Here is a 21,283-nt window from a genome sequence, read left to right as displayed (position 1 = left end):
TGTCTCAAACTACTTGGGATGAATTGGTGAGGCGGTCGAGGAGGGCCCGGCCGTGGTCGAGGGTGGCGGTGGCAGCCGCAGCCCAAAGCAGCGCGAGCGGGCCGAGTCCGAGGAAGCCGAGCGCCAGGCTGACCAACGGTAGGACCGAGCCGAACAGGCCGACCGCGCAAAGCGTGCCGAGCACCGGCACCGGACGCCGGGTGGCCGCGTACAGGCCGACCAGCCAGGCCTCCCGGGCCGGGCAGCCCCCAGGTAGCTGATCAGCATGCAGCCGATACGGCAGCGCGACGATCATGATCGCCGTCGCGATCACGGTCACCGCTGCGCAGGCGGCCGCCGAACCGACCGCCCAGAGTTGCCCGTAGACCGTCCAGGTCTCGACCGCCGCAACGGTCAGCACAGCTGCCCCTGCCGGCAGCGCGACCATCGGCAGGGCCGCTCTGAGGTCCCGATTGAGCCCGCGAGCCAGGTCGCCGATGCCTCGGTGATCACCGGCCAGCAGCACCATCGCGGTCTGCAGCAGTGGCGCCACGGCGAGCAGGAAGGCGACGCTAAGCATCGTCGTACCGACAATCCCGAGCACCGGTGCCAGCACACGGGCCAGGCCGAGCGGCAGCACCGCCAGGCCGGAGCCCGCGAGCAGCACCGGCAGGTTAGGCCACAGCAGCATGGCGGCCCGGCGGAGCGGATCCGGATGCCGTCTGGGTGCGTCGTCCAGCACTGGCCATCCCCGCGATTCCATGGTCATCCGCGGATCCCGACCGAGGCGACGCTTTCGATGAATGCGCGCTGGAACGCGATGAAGACAATCAGCGTCGGCACTACGACGATCGTGATCCCGGCGAAGACCACGCCGGCCGGCCCGCCGCCCTGCCCAGCCGAGAGGGTGACCAGACCGATGGGCAACGTCATCTTCTCCGGTGTGGAGAGGAAGATCAGCGGGCCGAAGTAGTTGTTCCAGGAGGACTCGAATCCCAGGATGGCCAGCGCCGAAAGCGCCGGGCCTGCCAGCGGAATCATGATCTGGAACAGGATCCGCAGGTGCCCGGCGCCGTCGATCCGGGCGGCCTCGTCCAGCTCTCGCGGGATCGTGTTGAAGTACTGGCGCAGGAAGAAGATCGCGAACACGTTGATCAACGCTGGCAGCCACAGCGCCGCCAGGGTGTCGACCAGCTCCAGCCGACGCATCAGGATGAAGATCGGAATGATCGTCAGCTGACCCGGCACCATCAGCGCGCTGAGCAACAGCAGGAACACCTGGTTGCGGCCGCGGAACTCGATCCGGGAGAACGAGTACGCGGCCAGCGAGGCGGTGAGCAGCGAACCGGCCACGCTGATCACGGCAACGATCAGGCTGTTCAGCGCCATTCGGCCGATCGGCATCAGGCCAGCCATGTCTGTGAAGCTCTGGAGGCTGAACGGGACCGGCAGCCACCGCGGCGGCAGCTGGAAAGCCTCGGCCGGCTCGGTCAGGCTCGTGGAGATCATCCAGACCAGTGGCGCCACCATCAGCACACCGATCACCCCCAGGACCACACTGATCAGCAGCCGGCCGGCCCGGACCGGACGCCGCCGGTGGTAGCGGGCCCGTGAGAGGTGCGGTTCGGTCGTGCTCATGCGTTGTGCACCCACTTCCGCGAGCCCCAGAACTGGAGCAGCGTGACCCCCATGATCACCACGAACACGGCCAGTGCGATGGTCGACCCATAGCCGACCTGGAATGCCTGGAAGGTCGTCTGGTACAGGTACATGACCACGGAGATAGTGGAATCATTGGGCCCGCCGCGGGTGATGATCTGGATCGGGTCGAAGATCTGGAACGCGCCAATGAAGGTGATCACCGAGGCGAAGAACATGGTCGGCGACATCATCGGCAAGGTGATGTGGAAGAACGTCTGGAATCGGTTCGCCCCATCGCAGCGGGCCGCCTCGACCATCTCCGACGGCACCGTCTGCAGCCCGGCCAGCATGATCAGGAACGTGTAGCCGATGGTGTGCCAGAAGTCGATACCGATGATCGACGGCAGCGCCCAGGCCGGATCGGTGAACCAGCCCGGCGGATCGATACTCAGCTCCTTGAGGTAGTAGCTGAAGATGCCGAACGTCGGGTCGAGCACGTACTTCCACAGCAGCGCGACTGCCGCCCAGGAAATCAGGAAGGGGAAGAACACCGCCGTCCGGACGAAGTAGGAAAGCACCTTGTTGATGCCGCGGTTGACCGCGATCGCGAGGAGCAGACCGCCGGCGAGGTGGGTGACCATGGAGGCGAACGCGAAGACGAAGGTGTTGCGCAGCGAGTGCAGCAGAAGGCCGTCCTCTACAACCCGGCGGAAATTGTCCAGGCCAACGAACTTCGGCGGGGTCAGGAGGTCGTAGGAGAACAGCGACATGCCGAGCCCGACCATGAAGGGGCCGAGGATGAACACGGCGAACAGCAGCAGGGACGGGGACAGGAAGAGCCAGCCCGCCAATGGGTTCGCCCGGCCGCTCCCGGCCGGGCGGCCTGCTCGCCCGGTATCGTGGCGATCGCGCACCGCGACGTCGGTTGCCACGGTCATTTCAACAGGTCCTGCAGCTTCTTGTTGGCCTCGGTCAGTGCAGCCCGCGGTTCCTTGGTGCCGCTGATCCCCTGCAGCCAGGCCTCCTCGATCACCTTCTGACACTCCGCGCCGCGATCCGGCCCCGGGATCGGCGTCGCGTCCTTAAGCAGCTCGACCAGCAACTCGGTGTTCTGCGGCGCGTCCTTGAGGAACTCCGCACCGGTCGCGTCGGAGATCCGGGCCGGAACGGCGCCACCGCCGCCGATGGTGATTGCGTCGCCGAACTGCTCCGAGATCAGGTACTTGATCAGGGTCCAGGCCGCGTCCTTGTTCTTCGACTGCTTCAAGATCGGCCAAGCGTCCCAACCGACCGGGGAACCAACGCCGGCGTTCTTCGGCCAGCGGACCAGCCTCACTTTGTCTACGAACTTGACCCGGCGAAGGTCATTGGTCGGCCACCGTCCGCCGCCGAACGTGGCCAGCTTGCCCTGAGCCATTAGCGTTGGTGCCTCGAGGTTGCCGCCAGGTTTGGGAGCCAGGCCGTCGACGACCAGCGACCGGGCGAACGTCAGCGCCTCGACCGCGGCGGGCGAGTCGTACTGCGCGGTCTTCCAATCCGCGCTGAGCGTCGAGGTGTCATTGTTGGTCAGCCAGGTCATCACGTCGGTGAAGTAGCCCGACCCGGCCACGGTGAGGAATGCGCCGGTCTTCTCCTTGATAGTCTTGCCGGCCGCCCGGAACTCCTCCCAGGTCCATGCCTGAGGGATGTCCAGCCCGGCCTTGCCGAAGAGTTCGGTGTTCAGATACATCGCCATTGTGTTGTACCCGCCCGGCATGAAATAGGTCTTGCCGTCGGGTGAGGCGTACTCCTTCAGCCACTTCCGCAGGTTGGGCGGCGTGTCGGCGTAGTAGGCGTCTACTGCCGCCTTGTCCTTATTGATATAAGGATCCAGCGGCTCAAGTAGCTGTTTCGAGGCGAAGATCCGCTGACCCTCGGTCGCGATCTGTACCACGTCGAGCGACTGGCCACCGGCTAGCCGCGTGGCCACCGTGTTGGCGAAGCCGGCCCACGAGTCTGCGGCGATGCCCTGAGCCTTCAGGGTGATGTCCGGATACTTCGCGCGGAACTTTGTGAAGAGCTTGTCGTAGGCCTTCTGCGACTCCGCATCGCCGTAATAGACGAAGGTAACCGTGCCGGAGGTGGCACCTCCCGGCCCGGTATCGCCCTCCCCACCGCAGCCGGCCAGGACCGAACCGAACGCCGGCACGAGGGCGGCACCACCAACACGGCCGAGGAATTTGCGCCGAGAATAGCTCGGTCGGCCGGGAGGGGGAGGAAGTCGATTCATTACCAGTCTCCTCGCACCGAGTAATCGATTTCCCGAGAAGCTAGGTTCGTCGGACTGAGCTGTCAATGATGCGGCCGGGGTCGGCCATCAGTGGCCAGCTCCGAAATCAAATGCCAAGAAATCAGCGTAGGAGGAGCTCTGGAAGCGTCCTGTCAGGACGACTGTCGACGACGAGAAGACGGCAACGTTGGGATCAGCCGCTGTCCAGCGGTGTTACCCGGGATGCGTTCCGCGGTGGAACTGGTGCGGCGCTACCAGGAGGGCTGCAAGCTCAGGACAGCTGCCACAGGCAGATCGGCGGATAGAGACAGTCCCCTCGCGTGGTGGGAAGCGCACCCCGAAAGGTGCAGGCTGCACGCCGGCCGGCTCATCGTCCTTTAGCGGCGGGTCTCGAGTCATCGCGTCGAGGTGGCGCCGAGACACTTGGGGTGCGGGACGGGGTGCGAATCGCAGTCTGCCAGTGCGACCGGCCCCCTAGTGTCGTGAGTCGTTAATGCGTGTGCAGTAGCGTGCGATGGAGTCGAGGATCTGGTCGGCGGGTCTCAGTTCGCCGAACCAGCGTTCGACCAGGTTGAGCCAGGAGCTGCTGGTCGGGGTGAAGTGCAGGGCGAACCTGGGGTGTGCGGCGAACCAGCGTTTGATCGCCGGGGTCTTGTGGGTGGAGGCGTTGTCCAGCACCACGTGAACCTCAAGGTCGGCAGGGACCTCGCGGTCGAGCCTGCTACGTGCGCTGGCCCGACAGCCACGAAGGCGTGATCACCAGGACCAATGCGCCACTGGAGCGGATGCAGCAGACCGCCGAAGTGCTGGAATCCCTGCGCAGGAGGGGCCTACCGGGTTCCACGACAGGAACCGATCCCTCTCGACGACGGCTACTGGAAGATGCTGGTCCTGCAGGAAGGCCTTCCCGGCAACCCCACCGAAGGTCGCCAACGCCGCCGTCGTCGAGGCATGCTGGCCATGAACGAACACTTCGCCCACGCGCTCGCCGCCCGTCCCGATGTACCCGCACAGCAACTGTGGCTGCAGCGCGGCTCCCTCGAGTACCCGCGGCATGACCTCCTCGTCGACTACGACACCAGGACCCGGCGGATGCTCGACCGGATCCGCGAAGCCGGCCGCGACGGACCGGACGAACTCACCGGTGACGATCTTGTGCATCCCGACTGCCCCCCGCTCAACGTGCTCTTCGACCAGGCAGGGCAGATCAGCGGAATCGTCGACTGGAACGGCGGAGTCGCCCGCGGCGACCGGCACTTCGCTCGTCGGACTCCGCGCCGACCTCACCCCCTCGGCGCTGGATGCAGGCCACCAACCCGCAGGTACATCAAGAAGCCATCGATCACCTCGACGACGAGCTCGCCCGTGTGCTCGATCCGGCACTGCAGCGGCGCTACGGGGCGCGCTGCACCCTCCACCGCCTGCACTGGACGCGATCCGGTCCCGGCAGGTGTACGCGGTCACCGGAAACCCGATCGTGGTCGGGTTCGCCGGGGAACGGAGGGGGCATGCCGGGTCGTGGCGACGATCAAGGGGAAGAGGTCGCCTATCGCGGTCGGCGAGTTCCGGGCGGACGCTGCGGTTGCGTGGCTGGGCTCGTCTTCCCCGCGTATAGGCTCTCCCGCGCGGTCGCCGACACAGGCCGCGGCGCCACGGTCGAGATCGAGGACGAGTCCATGACCAGCGACTGGTACACGTTTCGGGTACGCCAAGCCAACAGCCACTGGGCCTGGAGCTCGCCGATTTGGGCGGAGGGTTGAGATGGCACGGCCGACTGTCGCGCTGATCGCGACGACCTATTTCGCAGCCTCGCACGCCGACGTGCTCGGGACGCGGCTGATGGAGGGCTACCAGTGGGGAGGCGAGCACGTCATCCCCCGCGTCGAGGTCGTCTCGATGTACCTCGAGCAGCTCGGCGGCCACGTGAGGAAGGAGTTCCGCCCGGACATCGGCGTGCAGATCGCCGATCGGAACAAGGTCACCCGCTACCCCACCGTCGCCGAGGCGATCGGCTGCGGGAGGCCCGGTGTCAACGTCGACGGGGTCGTCATCATCGGCGAGCACGGCGACTACGAGCGCAACGAGTTCGGCCAGACGCTCTACCCGCGTCGGCGGCTGTTCGACTCGGCGGTGTCCACGATGGTGGGAGCCGGGCGTACCGTGCCCGTCTTCACCGACAAGCACCTGGCCTGGTCGTTCCCGGATGCGCAGGCGATGGTCGACACCGGTCGTCGATTGGGAATCCCGCTGCTGGCCGGGTCGACGATACCGCTCGCGTGGCGCATCCCGAGTGGTACGCAGTGGCCCCTCGGCGCACCGATGACAGGGGCGGTAGCGCTGGGGTACGGAGGGACAGAGGGGTACGGCTTCCATACCCTCGAGGGCCTGCAGTGCCATGTGGAGCGCCGGGCCGGCGGCGAGTCCGGCGTGTCGGCCGTACAAACGCTGTCCGGGCCGGCGGCGGTGGAGGCCTGCAGGAACGGCACCGTCGACCCCGACCTGCTGACCCGCGCGCTGGCGAGGTTCGACCTGACTCCCGAGCAGGAGGAGCAGGCGCGGCGCAGCGTCAGTGACGTCTTTCTCGTGGAGTACGCCGACGGGCTCCGTGCGGCCGCGGTCCACTTCGACGAGGTGATCCGCAACTTCGGCGCCGCCTGTCGTGGGCCGGACCAGGAGATGTCCTGCCAGATGTGGCTGCAGGGTGACCCGCACGGACACTTCATCTTCCTCGACCGCCAGATCGAGTCCATGCTGTTGTCCGGCGTGCCGCCGTATCCCATCGAGCGCACCCTGCTCACCACCGGCATTCTCGACGCCGCCATGCACTCCCGGCACGACGGCGGGGTACGCCGCAGGACGCCCGCGCTGGCCATCCGGTACCAACCGGCGGACGCCGTTCCCGACACCGGAATCAGGCTGCCGCTCGGGGTCACCGCCGCCGGCGGCACGGGCGCAGCGCGGTGACCCGGACGCACTTGCTGCTGATCGAGGTACCAGAGATCCTGCACCTCCTGCTGCGGCCGGCACTGGGCGTCCGGCACGAGGTCCGCACGCACCACGGCGCGATGTCGTGGGCGAAGAGATGTGCGAGGCGATCGCCGCGTGCGACGTTCTCGTTCACGGGTTCGCCCGAGGATCCCGACCCACTGACGCGGCTGGACCAGACCGGCCGCGAGACGTGGAACCTGCTTACCACCACCCAGGCCGGCCGGTACGTGCAGCTGTCCTCGCCGCGGACCTTCTGCTCCTACGACCCTGAGCTGGACCGCTGACGAGTATTGGCCGAGGTCGATCACAACCCTGGTCAGCTCGGTCAGCGATCATCCCGCCTTGTGCGGGGTGGGCTCGTTGCGTACGGCGGCGAGTTCGTCCGCGACGATGGGTGCCGCCTGCCATCACCTGACCTTGATTCCAGCTTGCCGTGTGACCTTCGAGCGATGCCTCTGGCAAACGTCGTCACCACGACTTCACGCCGCCTCGGCGTCACAGAGGCGCCGTCGGCTCGTTCGCGGAGCGCCGATGTCAGAGTCAGAGGGGTCCGCCTGCTACCGGCAGCGGGTAGGGGGTCGAGGAGGACCGCGACGGCCTCAGAGCGGCTCCGGGCGCACCGGTTGAGTGGGGTGAGGTGCATGGTGGTCGATACGGTCAGCCGACAAGGCCTTCCGCATGTTGATTGAGGTTGGGTGATCGAAGCCGGGGTGAGCTTCGCGTGACGTTTCGACAAAGCCCAACGACGTGAACAGTCGCTGGTTTTCGGTCAGCGCGATGCGGACGCCCAACCTGACACCCGCCAGCCCTCGCCGGATCGCTTCGTCCTCAACGGCCTTGACCAAGCGCCGGGCGATACCGCGACCACGTGCCGATGGGGTCACTGCCAGGCGCCCGAAGTAGAGATCGCCGTCGACCGGCTTGAGCATTACGCAACCAAGTGCATCTTCGCCCTGCTCGGCGATGATGGCGCCGGTCCCGGCCGCGAGCTCGCGGCCGATCGTGCCGGTCGTCTCACGGAAGGCGCCCGACTCGGGGACCAGCTGGCCACGGTACTGCTCGAAGGCGGCACCAATAACGGCTACGAGGGCCGAGGCATCCCCAGGCCCCGCCGTGCGCAAGAAAACGGTGTCGCTCATGAACGCCTTTCGGATCGGTCGAAACAGTCGGATCTTGAAATACCGTCCTATCAGGCCCGCCGGGACCGGATCGCGTCCAGTGCAGGCACGTGGGTGAAGGCATCCATCGCGCCGACCTGGGTGCGAGACGGCGGCGGACGCGCCGAGGCCATCCCGGGACCCGCACGGCCCGACCCAGCCGGCTTCGCGACCTGGCTGGACACAACGATCGGTCCGCCGGACCGCAGCGGACCGGTCGTGATCATGGGGCTTGTACTGGAGGTGTGCGTGCTGGCGGCCCTGACCGAGATCAGACTGCGCGGCTACTCGGCCTCAGTGCTGCTCGAAGGCGTCGACACCTATGACGGCGACCAGCGACGCAAGCATGACTTCCTCGACACGCTGGCCGGTTTCTGGGGGCAACCTGTGACCTGGGCTCAGTGCACGACCGAACTCGCCGGTCAGACCGGGTCGAGTCGGCACGACTGATGACCAGCAACACCGGCTCCGCACCCGGACCGGGCGCGACGACCAGCGCCTGATGTCGCGCGCGACAAGATGGTCCACCAGGTGACCTACGGAGTTCGCAACCCCGTTGACCTGCGGGTGGAACGACTCAGCGACGACCGCGACTCGCACAGGGCAACACGCTCGCCGGTCGAGGTGACCGCTCGAGGCAGGGTGCGTGGCCGTGCCGCGTCCACTACATGAGCCTCAGCCGAGCGCGTGGTGCCGGACGGGGTGCGAAACGACGTCTGCCAGTGCTCACCACGGGGCTCGTGCCTGCAATTGAGGCACAGCCCGCATCCCCAGGGCCCGTACACGATCACCGGATCGCCGGGCACGAAACCGGCGACGCCCGGCCCGAGCGTTTCCACCCACCCGGCATTCTCGTGGCCGAGCGTGAAGGGCAGTCTGGTTTGGTTTCCGGGGGCGGGTCCGGCCGCATGCATCATGTGCAGGTCGGAGTGGCAGGCGCCAGCACCCGCGACCTTCACCAGGACGTCGCCTGGCCCAGGTCTCGGCACCGGGACCTCCCGCAGCTCAGGAGGCTTTTGCCATTCGACCAGCTGAAAGGCTCGCATCGCAGATCCTCTTGCGGAAGCGGACTCAGTCGCGGATCCCGTCGATGTCGAGTAGTAGGTGGTACGGACCGCGGAAGATCTGGTTGCGGCGGTACGGCGGCGGGTCCTCGACGACCCGCGGGTTCTCCACCCGGCGGACGAACTCCCTCAGGGCGACCTGTACCTCCAGCCGGGCGAGTGGGGCACCGAAGCAGTAGTGGATGCCCTGGCTGAAACCGACATGCTCGTTGTCCGGGCGCTCGAGATGCGGGTGGTCGGGGTTCACGAACCGCTCGGGGTCGCGGTTCGCCGACCCGTAGGCGAGGAAGATCGGTGAGCCCTTCGGGATCGTGGTGTCCGCGAGGTCGATATCGCCGAGCGCTGCCCGGGTGTGCCAGATCTGGACCGAGGACTCCAGGCGTAGGAACTCCTCCACCGCAGGCACCACCAACTCCGGTCGACGGCGCAGCTGGTCATGCACCTGGGAGTGGCGCAGCATGGTGAGGACGCTGTGGGAGATCAGGTTGACCGAAGTCTCATGCCCGGCGAAGAGCATGAGCATCGCGTTCCTGACCAGCTCGCCATGGGCCATGCGCTCTTCGGGGTCCTTCTCGTGGACCATCGCCGAGAGCATGCCGGGGCCGGGCTGCTTGGCGTACTGGTCCAGCAGGGCCGTCATGAACTCACGTAAGGCGGCAACCTCGGCGACGCCCTTCTCCGCGCGGCGCAGCTGCTCCGGATCGGTTGCCTCCGGGCCGAAGTCGACCCCATCCAGGGCATTCTCGATCCAGCCGTGGAACCGAGGGATCGACTCTGCCGGAACGCCCAGGACCTTGCAGATCATGGTCACGGGCAGCGGGAACGCGAACTCCTCGACGAGGTCGATCCGGGTCTTGCCGATCATCTTGTCCAGCAGCTCGCCGGTGATGCGGCTGATCTCGGGCTCCAGGTCGGCGATCATGTGCGGGCAGACGGGTGGGCCGAAGTGGCGCATCATCCGCCGACGGCCCACGTCGTGTTCGGGCGGGTCCTCGGCGATGATCATTCCATCGAACGGGTTGACGAACTGGTACTCCGGGGGACGTTTCCTGGGATCGGAGGTGACTCGGGGGTCGTGCAACAGCTGGACGATCTCTCGATAGGTGCTGACGACATAGGACCCGTCCGGCTGTCGCGACACCGGGGTGTTGCGGAGTTCTTCGTAGAACGGGTACGGATTGGGCCGGTTGACGTAGCGGAGGGACTGCTGCCACGGGGTTTCCTCGACCATGAGGCTCCCTCCTTTCTCTGCGCTGTTCGGTCTGTCGTTTGGTCAGGTTCCGTTGGTCAGCCCCCTCGTGGACGGAACTCGGCCGTTCGCTCGCTCGGGTCGTGGCCGGTCAGGACGACATCGGGGATCGCGGTCGGTACGCCTGGTTCGGGGAACTCGGCCGGCATCGGCTTCGCGTCCTCTGACGAGTCCCAGCCCGGTGGCGGAGGCGGGAACGGTGCAGACTCCTGAATCAGCTGCGCGTAGTACTCCAGCCACCTGCCCTGGTTGAAGGTGACCGCCGCCACGATGCGGCCCCGCCGGCCGTAGGCGGCGGCGAAGCGGCGCGTTCCCACAGACCCCTGAGTAAAGGCGATCTCGTCGCCGAAGGGCGGCACCCCGACCGACTTGACGTTGACGCCGAACTGACCTGACCAGAAGCTGGGCAGCAGCAGGTGCGGGCGATAGCCGGGCTCGAAGTTGACCATGTTGTGAGCCGCGGCCTCGGCACCGAGGACAGCGTTGTCCCAGTGCTCCATGGCGAGAAACTGGTACTCATACAGCACGTGTGGGGCCCGGGCGACGTCCCCGGCCACGTAGACGCTGTCGGTCACCACGCCGTTGATGTCGAAGGCGCGACCGCCCGCATCGCAGCCGACGCCCCAGAACCCGGCTGCCAGCCCGGAGCCCTCCAACCATTCCACGTTTCGGATCGACCCCAGCGAGGCGACCACCACGTCCGCGTCGACGGTGCTCCCGTCGGACAGATGAGCCCGCCTCACGTGCCCGCTCTCGTCGCCTTCCAGTGAGGAGACGCCCACCCCGCACCGAAGGTCCACGCCATGGTCGCGCTGCATCTGCGCCGCGATCTCTCCGATCACTCCGCCCAGGGCGCCCACCAGCGGTGCCGGGCCCCGTTCGGCAACTGTCACCGCAAGTCCGAGTTCCCGGCACACCGAGGCCATCTCCGAGCCGATGAACCCGCCTCCGATGATCAGGACGCGTGCGGGCTGCGACGCCAAGGCCCGCTGGAGATTCGCCGCGTCTTCGCTGGTACGGAGCTTGTACACCCCTTCCAGGCCGGCCTCGGCTGGGTTCGGCCACGGCCGCGCCCGGGTGCCAGTTGCGATCAGCAGGCGGTCGTACTGAACCTGCTCACCGTTTGCCAGGTGCACCGTCCTGGTGGTCCGGTCCAACCCGGTCGCCGCCACACCGAGCCGCCAATGCGCGTCCACCTCCCGTGTGCGCGGGAGCTTCGTGTGGTCGGCCTGCACCCAGCCCTTCAGTACCTGTTTCGACAGCGGAGGGCGGTCGTAGGGCTCGTAGGGCTCATCCCCGATGATGGTCAGCGATCCGTCGAAGCCCTCCTCGCGCAACGCTTCAGCACCGCGAAGTCCGGCGAGTGAGGCACCGACGATGACGATCCGGCCGGTACTTCTGAACTCCCGCACCAGCTCCGCAACCGATGCCGCAACGGTCATGGCGACGCACCCGGCTCCGCCCTGTCCAGGCGGTCGATCAGGATCGCCTGCACAGGGCACGCCGCCGCGGCTCGCCGCACCTGCAGCCGACCTGTGTCGTCGGGGTTCGGGTCGTAGGTCACGATCTCGTCACCGCTCAACCTGAAGACTTCGGGAGCGAGGAACACGCACTGCGCGTACGCCTGGCATCGGTTCAGGTCCACGACAACTCGCATGGCTTACCCCCATTCCGTCCGCGTCCAGAGCACTCGCGCCCGAGCCCACAGGGTCCCGGCTCCTACTCACCACGCTCACCACCTCGTCATGAAGCCAGGAGGGGATCACGACAACGGACCGTGGGGCCGAACGTCCATCCGTGGATCGCCGCCCTTCGTCCCGCGCTGGGACCAAGTGCTCGGAACTGGAGGACCCTAGTTAGGCGGGAGATTCATGCAGCGTGCGCGATCGTGGACATAAGCATCGACAAGCAACTGCCGCCTGCGTAGGGAGCTGACGAGCCCGGACCCCTCATGAAGACCATCGGCCGCGTGTTCTTACGCGAGGGCTGGCGACCTTCGGCGGCACCGCGTCATCCTGTGCTGTTCATCAACCCGAGGTCCGGCGACGGCAAGGCCGTACGTGTCGCGCTGGCGGACCATGCGTACGAACGCGACATCGAGGCCGTCGTCCTGCCCCCCGGCCAGAATCCGCGGGAGCTGGCGCAGGAGGCGGTGTCGGCCGGCGCGGACGCCCTCGGGATGGCGGGCGGTGACGGTTCGCTGGCGGCAGTCGCCTCCGTCGCGGCCGCACACGGGATTCCCTTCGTGTGCATCCCGGTCGGGACGCGGAACCACTTCGCCTTGGACCTGGGCGTACGACGACACGATGTCCTCGGAGCACTCGCTGCGTTCACATCCGACGGCATCGAACGACGAGTCGACGTTGCCGACGTGAACGGCCGGATGTTCCTCAACAACGTCTCACTCGGCATCTACGGAGACGCGGTCCGCAGTCCCGGCTACCGCGATGCCAAGGTGCGCACGCTCATCGAGACCGCCGGCAAGGTGCTCGGCCCGAGTGGACGAGCACCATCGCTACGCCTCATCGACGACGCGGGACGCGAGACCGGTCAGCTCACCCTCGTGCTCGTCTCGAACAATCCCTACGCGCTGGATCGTCCATTCGCCCGTGGAACGCGCCCGCGCCTTGACGGAGGTCGGCTGGGGGTCATCGTCCTCCATGCGCCCGGAGACGGCACCCACCCGCCCGCGCGGGCGTGGACTGCGTCCCGTCTCGACGTCATCGCGGCGGATACCGTTCACGCCGGCGTCGACGGCGAGGCGGTAGACCTGGAGTCGCCGGTGACGATCGCGATCCGGCCCGGCGCCCTACGAGTACGGATCTCCGCTCGACATCCGGGCATGTCGCCATCGGCGCCGTTCCCACTCCCGCGAAAGCCACGTTGGTTGCAGGAGAAACCGGCGCCGGAGACCTCTCCTGATGAGTGACGACGCTGATCACCCATGCCTCGCATGGCTGGTCAGTCCGCACAGCCGATCGCATACCGCTCCCACTGCCGCCGCGGTCGAAGATCCCACCACCGCGCCGATCACCACATCGCCCGGATAATGCACTCCGGTGTGGACGCGCGAGTAGGCCACCGCTGCGGCCAGCAGGTGGATCGGCACCCCCAGTACCGGCGTGTGTCTGCCGACCGCGTGTGCGAACGCAAACGCCGACGCGGCATGGCCGGACGGGAACGACCTGGAGGCCGGCATCTGTACGTGCCGGCTCGCCGAGGCGTTGGGGCCTCTCATCGGCCGCGCCCTCCCGGCCAGCGGTTTCACCCCGAGATTGACGATCGCGGAAGTCACCGCGATCGCCAGCGTGCCTTCGACGGCAGCTACGCGTTCCCGGCTGCCACCAAGCACGGCCATGGCGCCGGCAATGCCCATCCACAGGAACGAGTGGTTGGCTGCGTTCGACAGTCGGCGAACCGGGCCGTCCAGGTGTGCAGAGGGTATGTCCGCCACTGCCTGATACACGGCCCGGTCCACACCGTGGAAGTCACGTAACATCCCGGACAGCGCCGACTTCGCGTTCCGCCACATTCCGCCGTCCTTGGACGCCGCGTCGCCCACCGGCAGGTGCGGATGGGTACGTCCCGCCACGGCGCAACCTCTCGATCAGACTGTTGCTTCGGGTTGAAAACGTCCCATCAACAGTCTCGGACATGGGCCATCAGCTTCGCCGGCACACGGGTGATGGTTTCGCCCGCGGCGAGCAGGTCCCGCTCCAAGCGCCGCGACAGGTGGCGGCAGTCTTCCACCGCCCACCGCCGGTCTGGGCCGAACTGGTCAACCCAGCACAGCACCCGAAGATGGTCTGCGGTCGTGGTGCCGATCGTCCTGGATGCCAGTGGGCGGCCGGGTTCGTCGACCGCGACGACGGTGTGGTTGCGCTTGTGCGCATCGATCCCAAGAATCACCATGGGTGCCGTGTTCTCCTTCAGCCGAAACGGGGAGCACGGACGGGTCGGAGGGCACATCCCAGTCGGGGAGCGATGCCACGCTCCTCTCAAGCCACACCGTTAAGCCACACCGGCCGGTCGTGATGGGTCCGGCGAGCCGCACTACAGACAGTAGCCACCGCGGGGCAACAAACAGGTGGAACGAACCCGCCGGACCCATCAAACCTGTCACTGGGATTAACGGTGGATCGGGTCCGGCCGGGCCCGATCCACCGTTAATCGGACACCCCCGATTGCACAGACCAGCTCGCTTGTGTAGCGGTTTCAGGCCTGGTGCGTACTGCGTCAGATGAGCGAAAAGGACCAGCAGGACTATCTCAGCAGGCATCCGATGCTGCCCCGGCTCACACCCCGGACCGTTACACGGCCGGCGGATCTTCTCAAGCATCTTCAGACGCCCGAGTCCCGATCGCCGCCATGACGAGCTTGTCGGTGAGGCAAGGTCCGTTAGCTGGGGTATTGGATGTTGCCGCGGACGCGAGATGCGCCCGGATCCTCAGACCCGGCGCAGCACGCTCAACGGCTTACTACGCGGCATTGAACACGGAGCGACGCGGATGCGCTCTTGACGCGCCGAAGAGCCGAACCCTGGCCGATCCGTTACGGAGTCGGCGCGTCGTCTCCGTGGTTCGACGTCGGATTCGTCGAGAAGTCCGCGCGAGCTGGTAGATGCCGGGTATGGGTCGATTTCTTGATCTCGTGACAGCCACGCCGGTCGATTCTCTACCAGGGAAGCGGGCCGTCGGCGCCGAAGTAGCCGCCGGTGGGCCCGTCGGCGCCGACCTGCGCCATGCGGACGATGATCTGGGCGCCTTCTGCAACGGTCTGGGTGCCGGTGTGGTGGTTGAGATCGGTGGCGGTGTAGCCGGGCTCGACGGCGTTGATACGCATCGCCGGGAACGCCTTGGCGTACTGCACGGTGATCATGTTGACCGCGGCCTTGGAGGCCGGGTAGGCGATGCCGGGGAAGGCGTAGGTCGGGGTGCCCGGGGTGGTGACGTGGCTGAGTGAGGCCAGGCCGCTGCTGACGTTGACCACCACCGGGGCCGGCGAGTGCTGCAGCAGCGGTAGGAAGGCGTGCGTCACGCGCACCAGGCCGACGGCGTTGGTCTCGAACAAGGTCCGCATCAGGTCGGCGGTGGTCGCCGCGGCGTCGACGACGCGCCCGTCGGGCGTGCGTCCTTCGATGCCAGCGTTGTTGACCAGCACGTCGAGCCCGCCGTCGGCCTCGATGTTCTTCGCGGCCGCCGCCACGGACTCCTCGTCGGTGACGTCGAGGGTGACCAGCCGGGCACCCAGCTGGTCGGCGGCGCGGCGGCCGCGCTCGGGATCGCGGCTGCCGATGTAGACGCTGTGGCCCGCGGCGATGAGCCGCCGCGCGGTCTCAAAGCCGAGGCCCTTGTTGCCTCCGGTGATCAGTGTTGTCGTCATGCCTCCACGCTGCCGCCGCGGAGCGCTGCCAACCAGTCGTCTCATCTTCCTAGGACCACCGGTGCCAGGCAGCCCGCGGGCGCTGTGCGGGAGACTGGGGGAGATGACGACCACTCAGTTCGGGCAGGCGGTGCGCCGTTGGCGTGACCAGGTAAATCCGGAGTCCGTGGGCCTGCCCGCCGCCGGACACCGGCGCGCGCCCGGGCTGCGCCGTGAGGAGCTGTCCCTGCTGGCCGGGATCTCGGTGGACTACATCACCCGGCTGGAGCAGGGACGGGCGGCCAACCCGTCGTCGCAGGTCGTCGAGGCCCTGGCCCGGGCCTTGCGGCTGTCGCGAACCGAGCGCGGGCACCTGTTCCGGCTGGCCGGGCTCGCCGCGCCGGGTTCGCGGAGCGTCCCCGCCTACGTCACCCCGAGTGTGCAGCGGCTGCTCGACCGGCACACCGGGACGCCCGTGGCGGTGTTCGACGCGTCCTGGACGCTGCTGGTTGCCAACCCGGCGTACGGGGCGTTGATGGGCGACCCCTCCGCCTGGCGCGGGCGGGAGCGGAACGCGGTCTGGCGACAGTTCCTCGGCGCCCCCACCCGGACCCGTTACACCCCAGAGGCCAAACACGACCTGGAGGTCGCCCTGGTCGCCGACCTCCGCGAGGCCGCAACCCGCTACACCGACGACCAGCAGTTGCGGCGGCTGATCTCGGACCTGCGCGCCAGCAGCGCCCGGTTTGCCGTGCTGTGGGACACCGGCGTCGTCGGCCACCACGAGGCCGCCCGCAAGACCATCGACCATCCGCGGGTCGGCCCGGTGACCCTGGACTGCGACGTGCTCACCGTGGCCGGCAGCGACCTGCGGATCATGATCTACAGCGCCCAGCCGGGCACCGAGGACGCCGAACACCTTGAGCTGCTCACCGTGCTCGGCACCCAAGACATGGCCGAACGACCCACCCAACGCTGATGGGCATGCGACGAGGCCCGGGCGACCAGAGGAGCTGCGAACCCGCACGCATGCGTGTGACCACCTGATCTGGCCCCGGCTGAGCCGGTTCACGGGTGTCGAGGTCGTAGAACATCCACGTGGCGCCTTCGAGCCGGACCCCGATACGACGCCCGGCGAGGATCTCCGCGGCCTGCACCGCGTGCATATCGCCAATCGGCGGCGTCCGGTAACGACCGGCGGGGTCGACTGCCTTCCTGGTCAGCTGTGCTGGTCCGGGTTGGCCCAGAAGTATGCCTCCGGGTCGTAGACCGCAGGTGACGGATGCTGCCACGGATTGACGAAGCCCCCGAGGGCAAGGTTCTCCTTCCGCGGGACGTTGCGCAGGTCCTTGTGCGCAAGGACCAACTGGGGTGTGTTGGCAACCGTACCCATGAAGAACGGCCCGTCCGTGACGTGGATCTTGTCGATCTCCCAGGCCAACTGCCGACGCTTCACCGCGTCAGGTTCCAGCTTGCTCTGGTCGTAGAGCTTCCACATCTTCGCGATCGGCCCCTTCGGGTCCGGCTCCATCCGCGGTGGTGTGCGCTTGAACGGGTCGACGTCGCGCTGTTCGTGCTCCTGAGGCGTTCCGCGTAGGGCGAAGTACTGCCCTTCGAGCGGTGCCCACCGAGTCGGCTCGATGGGAAGGAGCCAAGCCGGCTGAGCGAAGTGGTCCGGCCCGTTGCCAACCTCCCAGGCGGCCTGGGAATCCAGCGATCCGGACGCCCACTCGTCACCGAACGCATCGGGCGGAATCGGGTTCAGCGTCACTGTCAGACCGATGGCCTCCCAGTCCCGCTTGAGCAGGTTGTTCTTCTGCTGGTGGTCCTTGGTGGTGTCGGCGGGAAAGTCGACACGGATCTTCAACTTGGTTCCATCGGGCATCTCTCGCTTGCCGTCTGAATCCTTGTCGACAACACCGATCTGGTCGAGCAGCGCCTTCGCCTTCTCCGGGTCGTACTTGACGAACGAGTCCCGCCAGTCGTGATAGACCTTCCTGCCCTGATCGTTGACCTGGTACTCGACCGCCTTCGGGCTCAGGGTTCCGGTCGTCTGTTCGCCGGTGTTGAAGTAGATCGACTTCTGCATCTCGTCCCGCTTGGTGGCCAGCGACAGGGCCTGGCGGAACTTGGGTTCGCGGATCAGTTTCCGCATGGGGGCGTCTTTGTGGTCGTAGTTGAAGAAGAACATCGACCCGGTTCCGCTGCCGCCGTCCCACAACAAGACGTCGAGGCCGCTGCGCTGTTCGGCCTTCTTGAACCCGGAGATGTCGGCAAGGGTAAGTCCGTTGAACGGCCCGTGGACGTAGTCGAGTTTTCCCTCCTGCATCTGCAGGCGTGCCACCTCGGGGTCTTCGACCACGGAGAACGTCAACGTGTCGATGTTGGGAAGTTGGCGACCCTCCTTGTCGATGCACCAGTAGTACGGGTTTCGTTCCCAGATCGCCTGACGACCGTCCCGGTAGGACTTGAGGCGCCAACCGGTCATCGTCGGAGACTGCGGGTTGGAGGAGTAGTCCCGCTTCTTCTCGAACTCACCGTCGGCGGTGGCCCAGTTCTTCGACACCGCCTTGTTGTAACGAGGGTGGAACTGCTTCAGGTAGTGCTTGGGTTCCATCCAGGTCGTGCCGTTACCGCGGTTGACGTAGCCGGCCAGTCGAGCGGCGGTCAGTGGAGCAGGCGCGTCGAACTTCATCACCAACGTGCGCTCGTCCGGGGCCGTGAGCTTCATGATCGTGCCCTTGCCGGACTTCGCCTCGTCGGGAGGAATATCGGGGTGCTCCTCGTTGAGCACCATGTCCTCCCACCAGAACATGATGTCCGCGGTGGTCCACGGCTGGCCGTCCGACCACTTCAGGCCCGACCGGAAGTGCAGCGTCCACTCGGAGGCGTCGGCGTTGGACTCCCAGCTCGCGACCAGGCCGGGCACGATGTCCAGGCCGTCGTTGACGAACCGGAGCAGGGAGTGACCGTACATATACTGTCGGATCTGCAGGTCGTTCGCGGTGGGCACCGCGAGCAGCAGGTTGCCGCCGTACTTCCCAGGCTCCAGCCAACGATGAGGTACGACGTACGGCTCCTGCGGAAGTCGCTTTTCCAGCGCCGGAAGGTCACCGGACTTGACGCGCGCCGCGAGCGTCGGTGACTCCTGGAACTTCGCGGGCGCCGGCAGCGGCTTGGTCTCCGAACCTCTGCCCGAGCCTCCCTTCCTCGCCTTTGCGCCGGGCTTGGCGCCGCTTCCGCCGGATCCACTACTCGACGAACAGGCGCCGAGCGTCACCGCACCGGCAGTGAGTGCCGATCCGTAGAGGAACGTTCTCCGGTCCAGTCCACCGCTTCTTGCCATGTTCGACACTTCCTTCTGCTCGAGTCGACCCGACACCATCTCCACTTCGGCGTGAAATTTCGAGCCGCAACGCCTACCTGACGGAGGATCCGGTCCAGGATCGGCCACTCCCACCGCTTGCCTGTCCGGCATGCGGACGCCGCAGTGGCGTGTCAAGGACGTTGTGCGCATGATCGTCTGGCTCAACGGATCCTTCAGTCCCGGCAAGAGCCGCCGGCCGGGGGCGATGACGGTGGCGCGCCGCGTGGCTCCCGCCACCGCCGCGGACCTGGACCCGGTGATCCACCCGACCAACCGGTTGCGCATCTGCGCGCTGCTCCATGCCGCGCAGGAGGTCGAGTTCGGCACACTGCAGAAGGAGATCGGGGTGAGCGCGTCCGCGCTCAGCAAGCAGCTTTCGCACCTGCAGGATGCCGGCTACGTCGAGAAGCGGCGGGTGCTCACCGACTCTCGGCACCACGTGTGGCTCAAGCTGACCAGGGGAGGCCGGTCGGCGTACACACGTCACATCGCCGCGCTTCGAGCCATCCTCGAGACGGCTGGGTGAGGGGGCGCGCGGAGTACTCTCGGCAGGATGACCGGCTACTGGGACGTGGAGCCTTCCGGTCGTTCCGCGCCGACGACCATGCAGCTCAGCCTGCCCGACGTGCAGGTCGAGCTTCGTGCCGATCGGGGCGTGTTCGCGGCCTCCGGCATCGATCGGGGAACGCGGGTACTGCTGCGTGACGTCGCCGCGCCGAACCCGTACACCGGCGTCGTCGACCTGGGTACGGGCTACGGTCCGATAGCGGTCGCCACTGCGCTCCGTCAGCCGCTGGCCGGCGTCTGGGCGGTCGACGTCAACCGCCGGGCGCTCGACCTCACCCGCGCCAACACTCGCGACCTCCCCAACGTCGTGGTCGCCGAGCCCGGAGACGTTCCCCCGTCGCTACGGTTCGGCGGCCTCTACAGCAATCCGCCGATCAAGATCGGCAAGGATGCGCTCCACCAGCTGCTGGCTGACTGGCTGGCGCGGCTCGATCCCGGCTCGCGGGCCTGGCTCGTGGTGAAGCAGGCAATGGGAGCCGACTCCCTGCAGCGCTGGCTGAGCGACGGCGGATTCCCGACCAGCCGGGCCGCGTCGAAGCAGGGGTATCGAATCCTGCGGGTGGATACGCCCGGTCCTCCTCCGCCGCTCTTGGAGCGTGAGGACCTGGCCACGATCGCCGCGCACACCGGCGGCCCGTGGACCGTGCTGGGCCGGTTGACCGGTGGGTACTCCGACACCGTTGTGCTGGTGGGGCGAGGCGCTTTGCGCGCGGTCCTCAAGGCGAAGGAGGGCGCGTGGTGGCGGGAGCAGCTCAACCGCCTCGTGCCTGTTTCTCAGGAGCTACGGACGCTCGGTTACCCGACGCCGGAGGTCATCGGCTGCGGCTCGCTGTCCGCGGACCGCTCGTACCTGCTGACCTCCTGGGCGGGCGGCACGTCTCCGACTGAGCCGAACCGGCGGCAACTCGACGCCGCCCTGGCCGCAGCCGAACTGCACCGCTCGGTTCGCCCGCCGGCCGACCGCGACTGGTCCGCGATGATCACGGCGTTCCTCAACGGCGGGATCGGCGAGCACGAGTTCCATCCGGCGACCAGTGCGTACGCCCGGCAGGCCTTGGCCGTCCTGCCCAAGCCGGTGCCCGCGTTGCCGACCGGTGAGCTGACTCACGGCGATTTCACGTTCCGCAACATGCTCTTCGACGGCGACGCTCTCAGTGCGGTCGTGGATCTGGAGGGCTTCGGGACGGGCACCGTAGCGGCGGACCTGCTGGCATTGCTGCCGTCGCTGTCCGATCCGGATCATCGGCGCGTCGTCGTCGAGCACGCGGGCGAACTCACCAGCGCGGACGTCGTGGCGGCGTGTCTGTGCCACCGGATCCTCGCCGGACTCGACTGGGCCAGCCAGCACGTCGAACTCCTCGACGACGCCATCGAACGCGCCAAGCTGCTGTTGTCGCTCCTCCCGTAGCTTCGGGCGCAGGTGAAGTTCTCCGCGACGTCGGTGCTGCCGTGGCCGTCGTAGCGGGCGACCAGTGGATAGGGGCACAGCGGTCTGGTCTGGACGACCTTCAACCGCCTCAAACAGTTCCGCGGCCTTGCCACCCGCTACGCCAAACGAGCCGCCTACTACCGCTCCGAAGTCCTCATCGCCTGCCTCATCCTGCTGCCGCGATGGAGATCCGGACACGCCCTAGCTAGTAC

At 67.2% G+C, this 21,283-nt stretch carries 21 protein-coding genes and 1 pseudogene; 7 read left to right on the top strand and 15 right to left on the bottom strand.

Features of this window, described 5'->3' with window-relative positions:
* Nucleotides 1-4: 4 nt before the first annotated feature.
* The 6 genes and pseudogenes from BLU27_RS17040 to BLU27_RS30515 all read right to left on the bottom strand — a co-directional run bounded on the left by BLU27_RS17040 (nucleotide 5) and on the right by BLU27_RS30515 (nucleotide 5,146).
* Nucleotides 5-721: a hypothetical protein gene (locus BLU27_RS17040; protein ID WP_092654674.1), complete on the bottom strand. Its 717-nt coding sequence runs from the start codon at nucleotides 719-721 to the stop codon at nucleotides 5-7.
* Nucleotides 722-744: 23 nt separating this feature from the next.
* Nucleotides 745-1,617: a carbohydrate ABC transporter permease gene (locus tag BLU27_RS17035; RefSeq protein WP_092654673.1), complete on the bottom strand. Its 873-nt coding sequence runs from the start codon at nucleotides 1,615-1,617 to the stop codon at nucleotides 745-747.
* Nucleotides 1,614-2,552 carry a carbohydrate ABC transporter permease gene (locus BLU27_RS17030; RefSeq protein WP_241827479.1) on the bottom strand — a complete coding sequence of 313 codons (939 nt, stop codon included), beginning with the start codon at nucleotides 2,550-2,552 and terminating at the stop codon, nucleotides 1,614-1,616. Before BLU27_RS17030 ends, BLU27_RS17035 begins: the two co-directional genes overlap by 4 nt.
* Nucleotides 2,553-2,554: 2 nt before the next feature.
* The gene (locus tag BLU27_RS17025) at nucleotides 2,555-3,889 is read right to left on the bottom strand and encodes an ABC transporter substrate-binding protein (protein WP_092654671.1); all 1,335 of its coding nucleotides are present in this window, start codon (nucleotides 3,887-3,889) and stop codon (nucleotides 2,555-2,557) included.
* Nucleotides 3,890-4,363: 474 nt separating this feature from the next.
* Nucleotides 4,364-4,606 (bottom strand): annotated as a pseudogene (locus BLU27_RS17020) (transposase); the annotation flags it as partial.
* Nucleotides 4,607-4,645: 39 nt separating this feature from the next.
* The gene (locus tag BLU27_RS30515; protein ID WP_092654670.1) at nucleotides 4,646-5,146 is read right to left on the bottom strand and encodes a hypothetical protein; all 501 of its coding nucleotides are present in this window, start codon (nucleotides 5,144-5,146) and stop codon (nucleotides 4,646-4,648) included.
* Between the two features lie 504 nt (nucleotides 5,147-5,650).
* On the opposite strand from BLU27_RS30515, the gene BLU27_RS17010 reads away from it, so the two are divergent.
* Both BLU27_RS17010 and BLU27_RS17005 read left to right on the top strand, forming a co-directional pair.
* Complete coding sequence (locus tag BLU27_RS17010) at nucleotides 5,651-6,853, top strand: hypothetical protein (protein WP_092654669.1); 1,203 nt, start codon at nucleotides 5,651-5,653, stop codon at nucleotides 6,851-6,853.
* On the top strand, nucleotides 6,850-7,161 hold the full coding sequence (locus BLU27_RS17005) for a hypothetical protein (protein WP_092654668.1): 312 nt from the start codon (nucleotides 6,850-6,852) through the stop codon (nucleotides 7,159-7,161). Before BLU27_RS17010 ends, BLU27_RS17005 begins: the two co-directional genes overlap by 4 nt.
* A 315-nt stretch (nucleotides 7,162-7,476) precedes the next feature.
* On the opposite strand, the gene BLU27_RS17000 is transcribed toward BLU27_RS17005, so the two are convergent.
* A complete protein-coding gene (locus BLU27_RS17000) occupies nucleotides 7,477-8,016 on the bottom strand; it encodes a GNAT family N-acetyltransferase (RefSeq protein ID WP_092654667.1) in 540 nt (179 codons plus the stop codon).
* Nucleotides 8,017-8,109: 93 nt separating this feature from the next.
* Here BLU27_RS17000 and BLU27_RS29580 point away from each other — a divergent pair, with 93 nt between their 5' ends.
* Nucleotides 8,110-8,484 carry a hypothetical protein gene (locus BLU27_RS29580; protein ID WP_092654666.1) on the top strand — a complete coding sequence of 125 codons (375 nt, stop codon included), beginning with the start codon at nucleotides 8,110-8,112 and terminating at the stop codon, nucleotides 8,482-8,484.
* An 86-nt stretch (nucleotides 8,485-8,570) separates the two neighbouring features.
* Here BLU27_RS29580 and BLU27_RS31290 read toward each other — a convergent pair whose 3' ends face one another.
* Genes BLU27_RS31290 through BLU27_RS30500 form a run of 4 tightly spaced genes read right to left on the bottom strand, consistent with a single transcriptional unit; the run spans nucleotide 8,571 to nucleotide 12,004 of the window.
* On the bottom strand, nucleotides 8,571-9,080 hold the full coding sequence (locus BLU27_RS31290) for an alcohol dehydrogenase catalytic domain-containing protein (protein ID WP_092654665.1): 510 nt from the start codon (nucleotides 9,078-9,080) through the stop codon (nucleotides 8,571-8,573).
* A 25-nt stretch (nucleotides 9,081-9,105) separates the two neighbouring features.
* Entirely contained in the window at nucleotides 9,106-10,329 is a 1,224-nt protein-coding gene (locus tag BLU27_RS16985) for a cytochrome P450 (protein ID WP_092654664.1), read from the bottom strand.
* A gap of 56 nt (nucleotides 10,330-10,385) precedes the next feature.
* Nucleotides 10,386-11,789: an NAD(P)/FAD-dependent oxidoreductase gene (locus tag BLU27_RS16980; RefSeq protein ID WP_092654663.1), complete on the bottom strand. Its 1,404-nt coding sequence runs from the start codon at nucleotides 11,787-11,789 to the stop codon at nucleotides 10,386-10,388.
* A complete protein-coding gene (locus BLU27_RS30500; protein WP_092654662.1) occupies nucleotides 11,786-12,004 on the bottom strand; it encodes a ferredoxin in 219 nt (72 codons plus the stop codon). Before BLU27_RS30500 ends, BLU27_RS16980 begins: the two co-directional genes overlap by 4 nt.
* A 294-nt stretch (nucleotides 12,005-12,298) precedes the next feature.
* On the opposite strand from BLU27_RS30500, the gene BLU27_RS16970 reads away from it, so the two are divergent.
* The gene (locus tag BLU27_RS16970) at nucleotides 12,299-13,276 is read left to right on the top strand and encodes a diacylglycerol/lipid kinase family protein (RefSeq protein WP_092654661.1); all 978 of its coding nucleotides are present in this window, start codon (nucleotides 12,299-12,301) and stop codon (nucleotides 13,274-13,276) included.
* A 9-nt stretch (nucleotides 13,277-13,285) separates the two neighbouring features.
* Here the strand turns inward: BLU27_RS16970 and BLU27_RS16965 are convergent, their stop codons facing one another.
* From BLU27_RS16965 to BLU27_RS16955, 3 genes are all read right to left on the bottom strand, one after another.
* Entirely contained in the window at nucleotides 13,286-13,939 is a 654-nt protein-coding gene (locus tag BLU27_RS16965; RefSeq protein ID WP_197681468.1) for a phosphatase PAP2 family protein, read from the bottom strand.
* A gap of 47 nt (nucleotides 13,940-13,986) precedes the next feature.
* A complete protein-coding gene (locus BLU27_RS16960; protein WP_157728601.1) occupies nucleotides 13,987-14,259 on the bottom strand; it encodes an IS110 family transposase in 273 nt (90 codons plus the stop codon).
* Between the two features lie 762 nt (nucleotides 14,260-15,021).
* Nucleotides 15,022-15,729 (bottom strand): SDR family NAD(P)-dependent oxidoreductase, encoded by a 708-nt coding sequence (locus tag BLU27_RS16955; protein ID WP_092654659.1) that lies wholly within the window; start codon nucleotides 15,727-15,729, stop codon nucleotides 15,022-15,024.
* A gap of 103 nt (nucleotides 15,730-15,832) precedes the next feature.
* Between BLU27_RS16955 and BLU27_RS16950 the strand changes: the two genes are divergently transcribed.
* Nucleotides 15,833-16,687, top strand: a complete 855-nt coding sequence (locus BLU27_RS16950) for a helix-turn-helix transcriptional regulator (RefSeq protein WP_092654658.1) — start codon at nucleotides 15,833-15,835, stop codon at nucleotides 16,685-16,687.
* 240 nt (nucleotides 16,688-16,927) lie between these two features.
* On the opposite strand, the gene BLU27_RS16945 is transcribed toward BLU27_RS16950, so the two are convergent.
* Entirely contained in the window at nucleotides 16,928-19,240 is a 2,313-nt protein-coding gene (locus BLU27_RS16945; RefSeq protein ID WP_338417572.1) for an ABC transporter substrate-binding protein, read from the bottom strand.
* Between BLU27_RS16945 and BLU27_RS16940 the strand changes: the two genes are divergently transcribed.
* Both BLU27_RS16940 and BLU27_RS16935 read left to right on the top strand, forming a co-directional pair.
* Nucleotides 19,224-19,601: a transcriptional regulator gene (locus BLU27_RS16940; RefSeq protein ID WP_241827478.1), complete on the top strand. Its 378-nt coding sequence runs from the start codon at nucleotides 19,224-19,226 to the stop codon at nucleotides 19,599-19,601. The genes BLU27_RS16945 and BLU27_RS16940 overlap by 17 nt on opposite strands.
* 27 nt (nucleotides 19,602-19,628) lie before the next feature.
* Nucleotides 19,629-21,050 carry a methyltransferase gene (locus BLU27_RS16935; RefSeq protein WP_092654657.1) on the top strand — a complete coding sequence of 474 codons (1,422 nt, stop codon included), beginning with the start codon at nucleotides 19,629-19,631 and terminating at the stop codon, nucleotides 21,048-21,050.
* Nucleotides 21,051-21,283 lie beyond the last annotated feature (233 nt).

Origin of the sequence: Actinopolymorpha singaporensis (assembly GCF_900104745.1) — a bacterium.
Lineage (GTDB): Bacteria > Actinomycetota > Actinomycetes > Propionibacteriales > Actinopolymorphaceae > Actinopolymorpha > Actinopolymorpha singaporensis.
The sequence above is the reverse complement of the archived record's forward strand: the minus strand, read 5'-3'. Positions and strand labels throughout refer to the sequence as shown.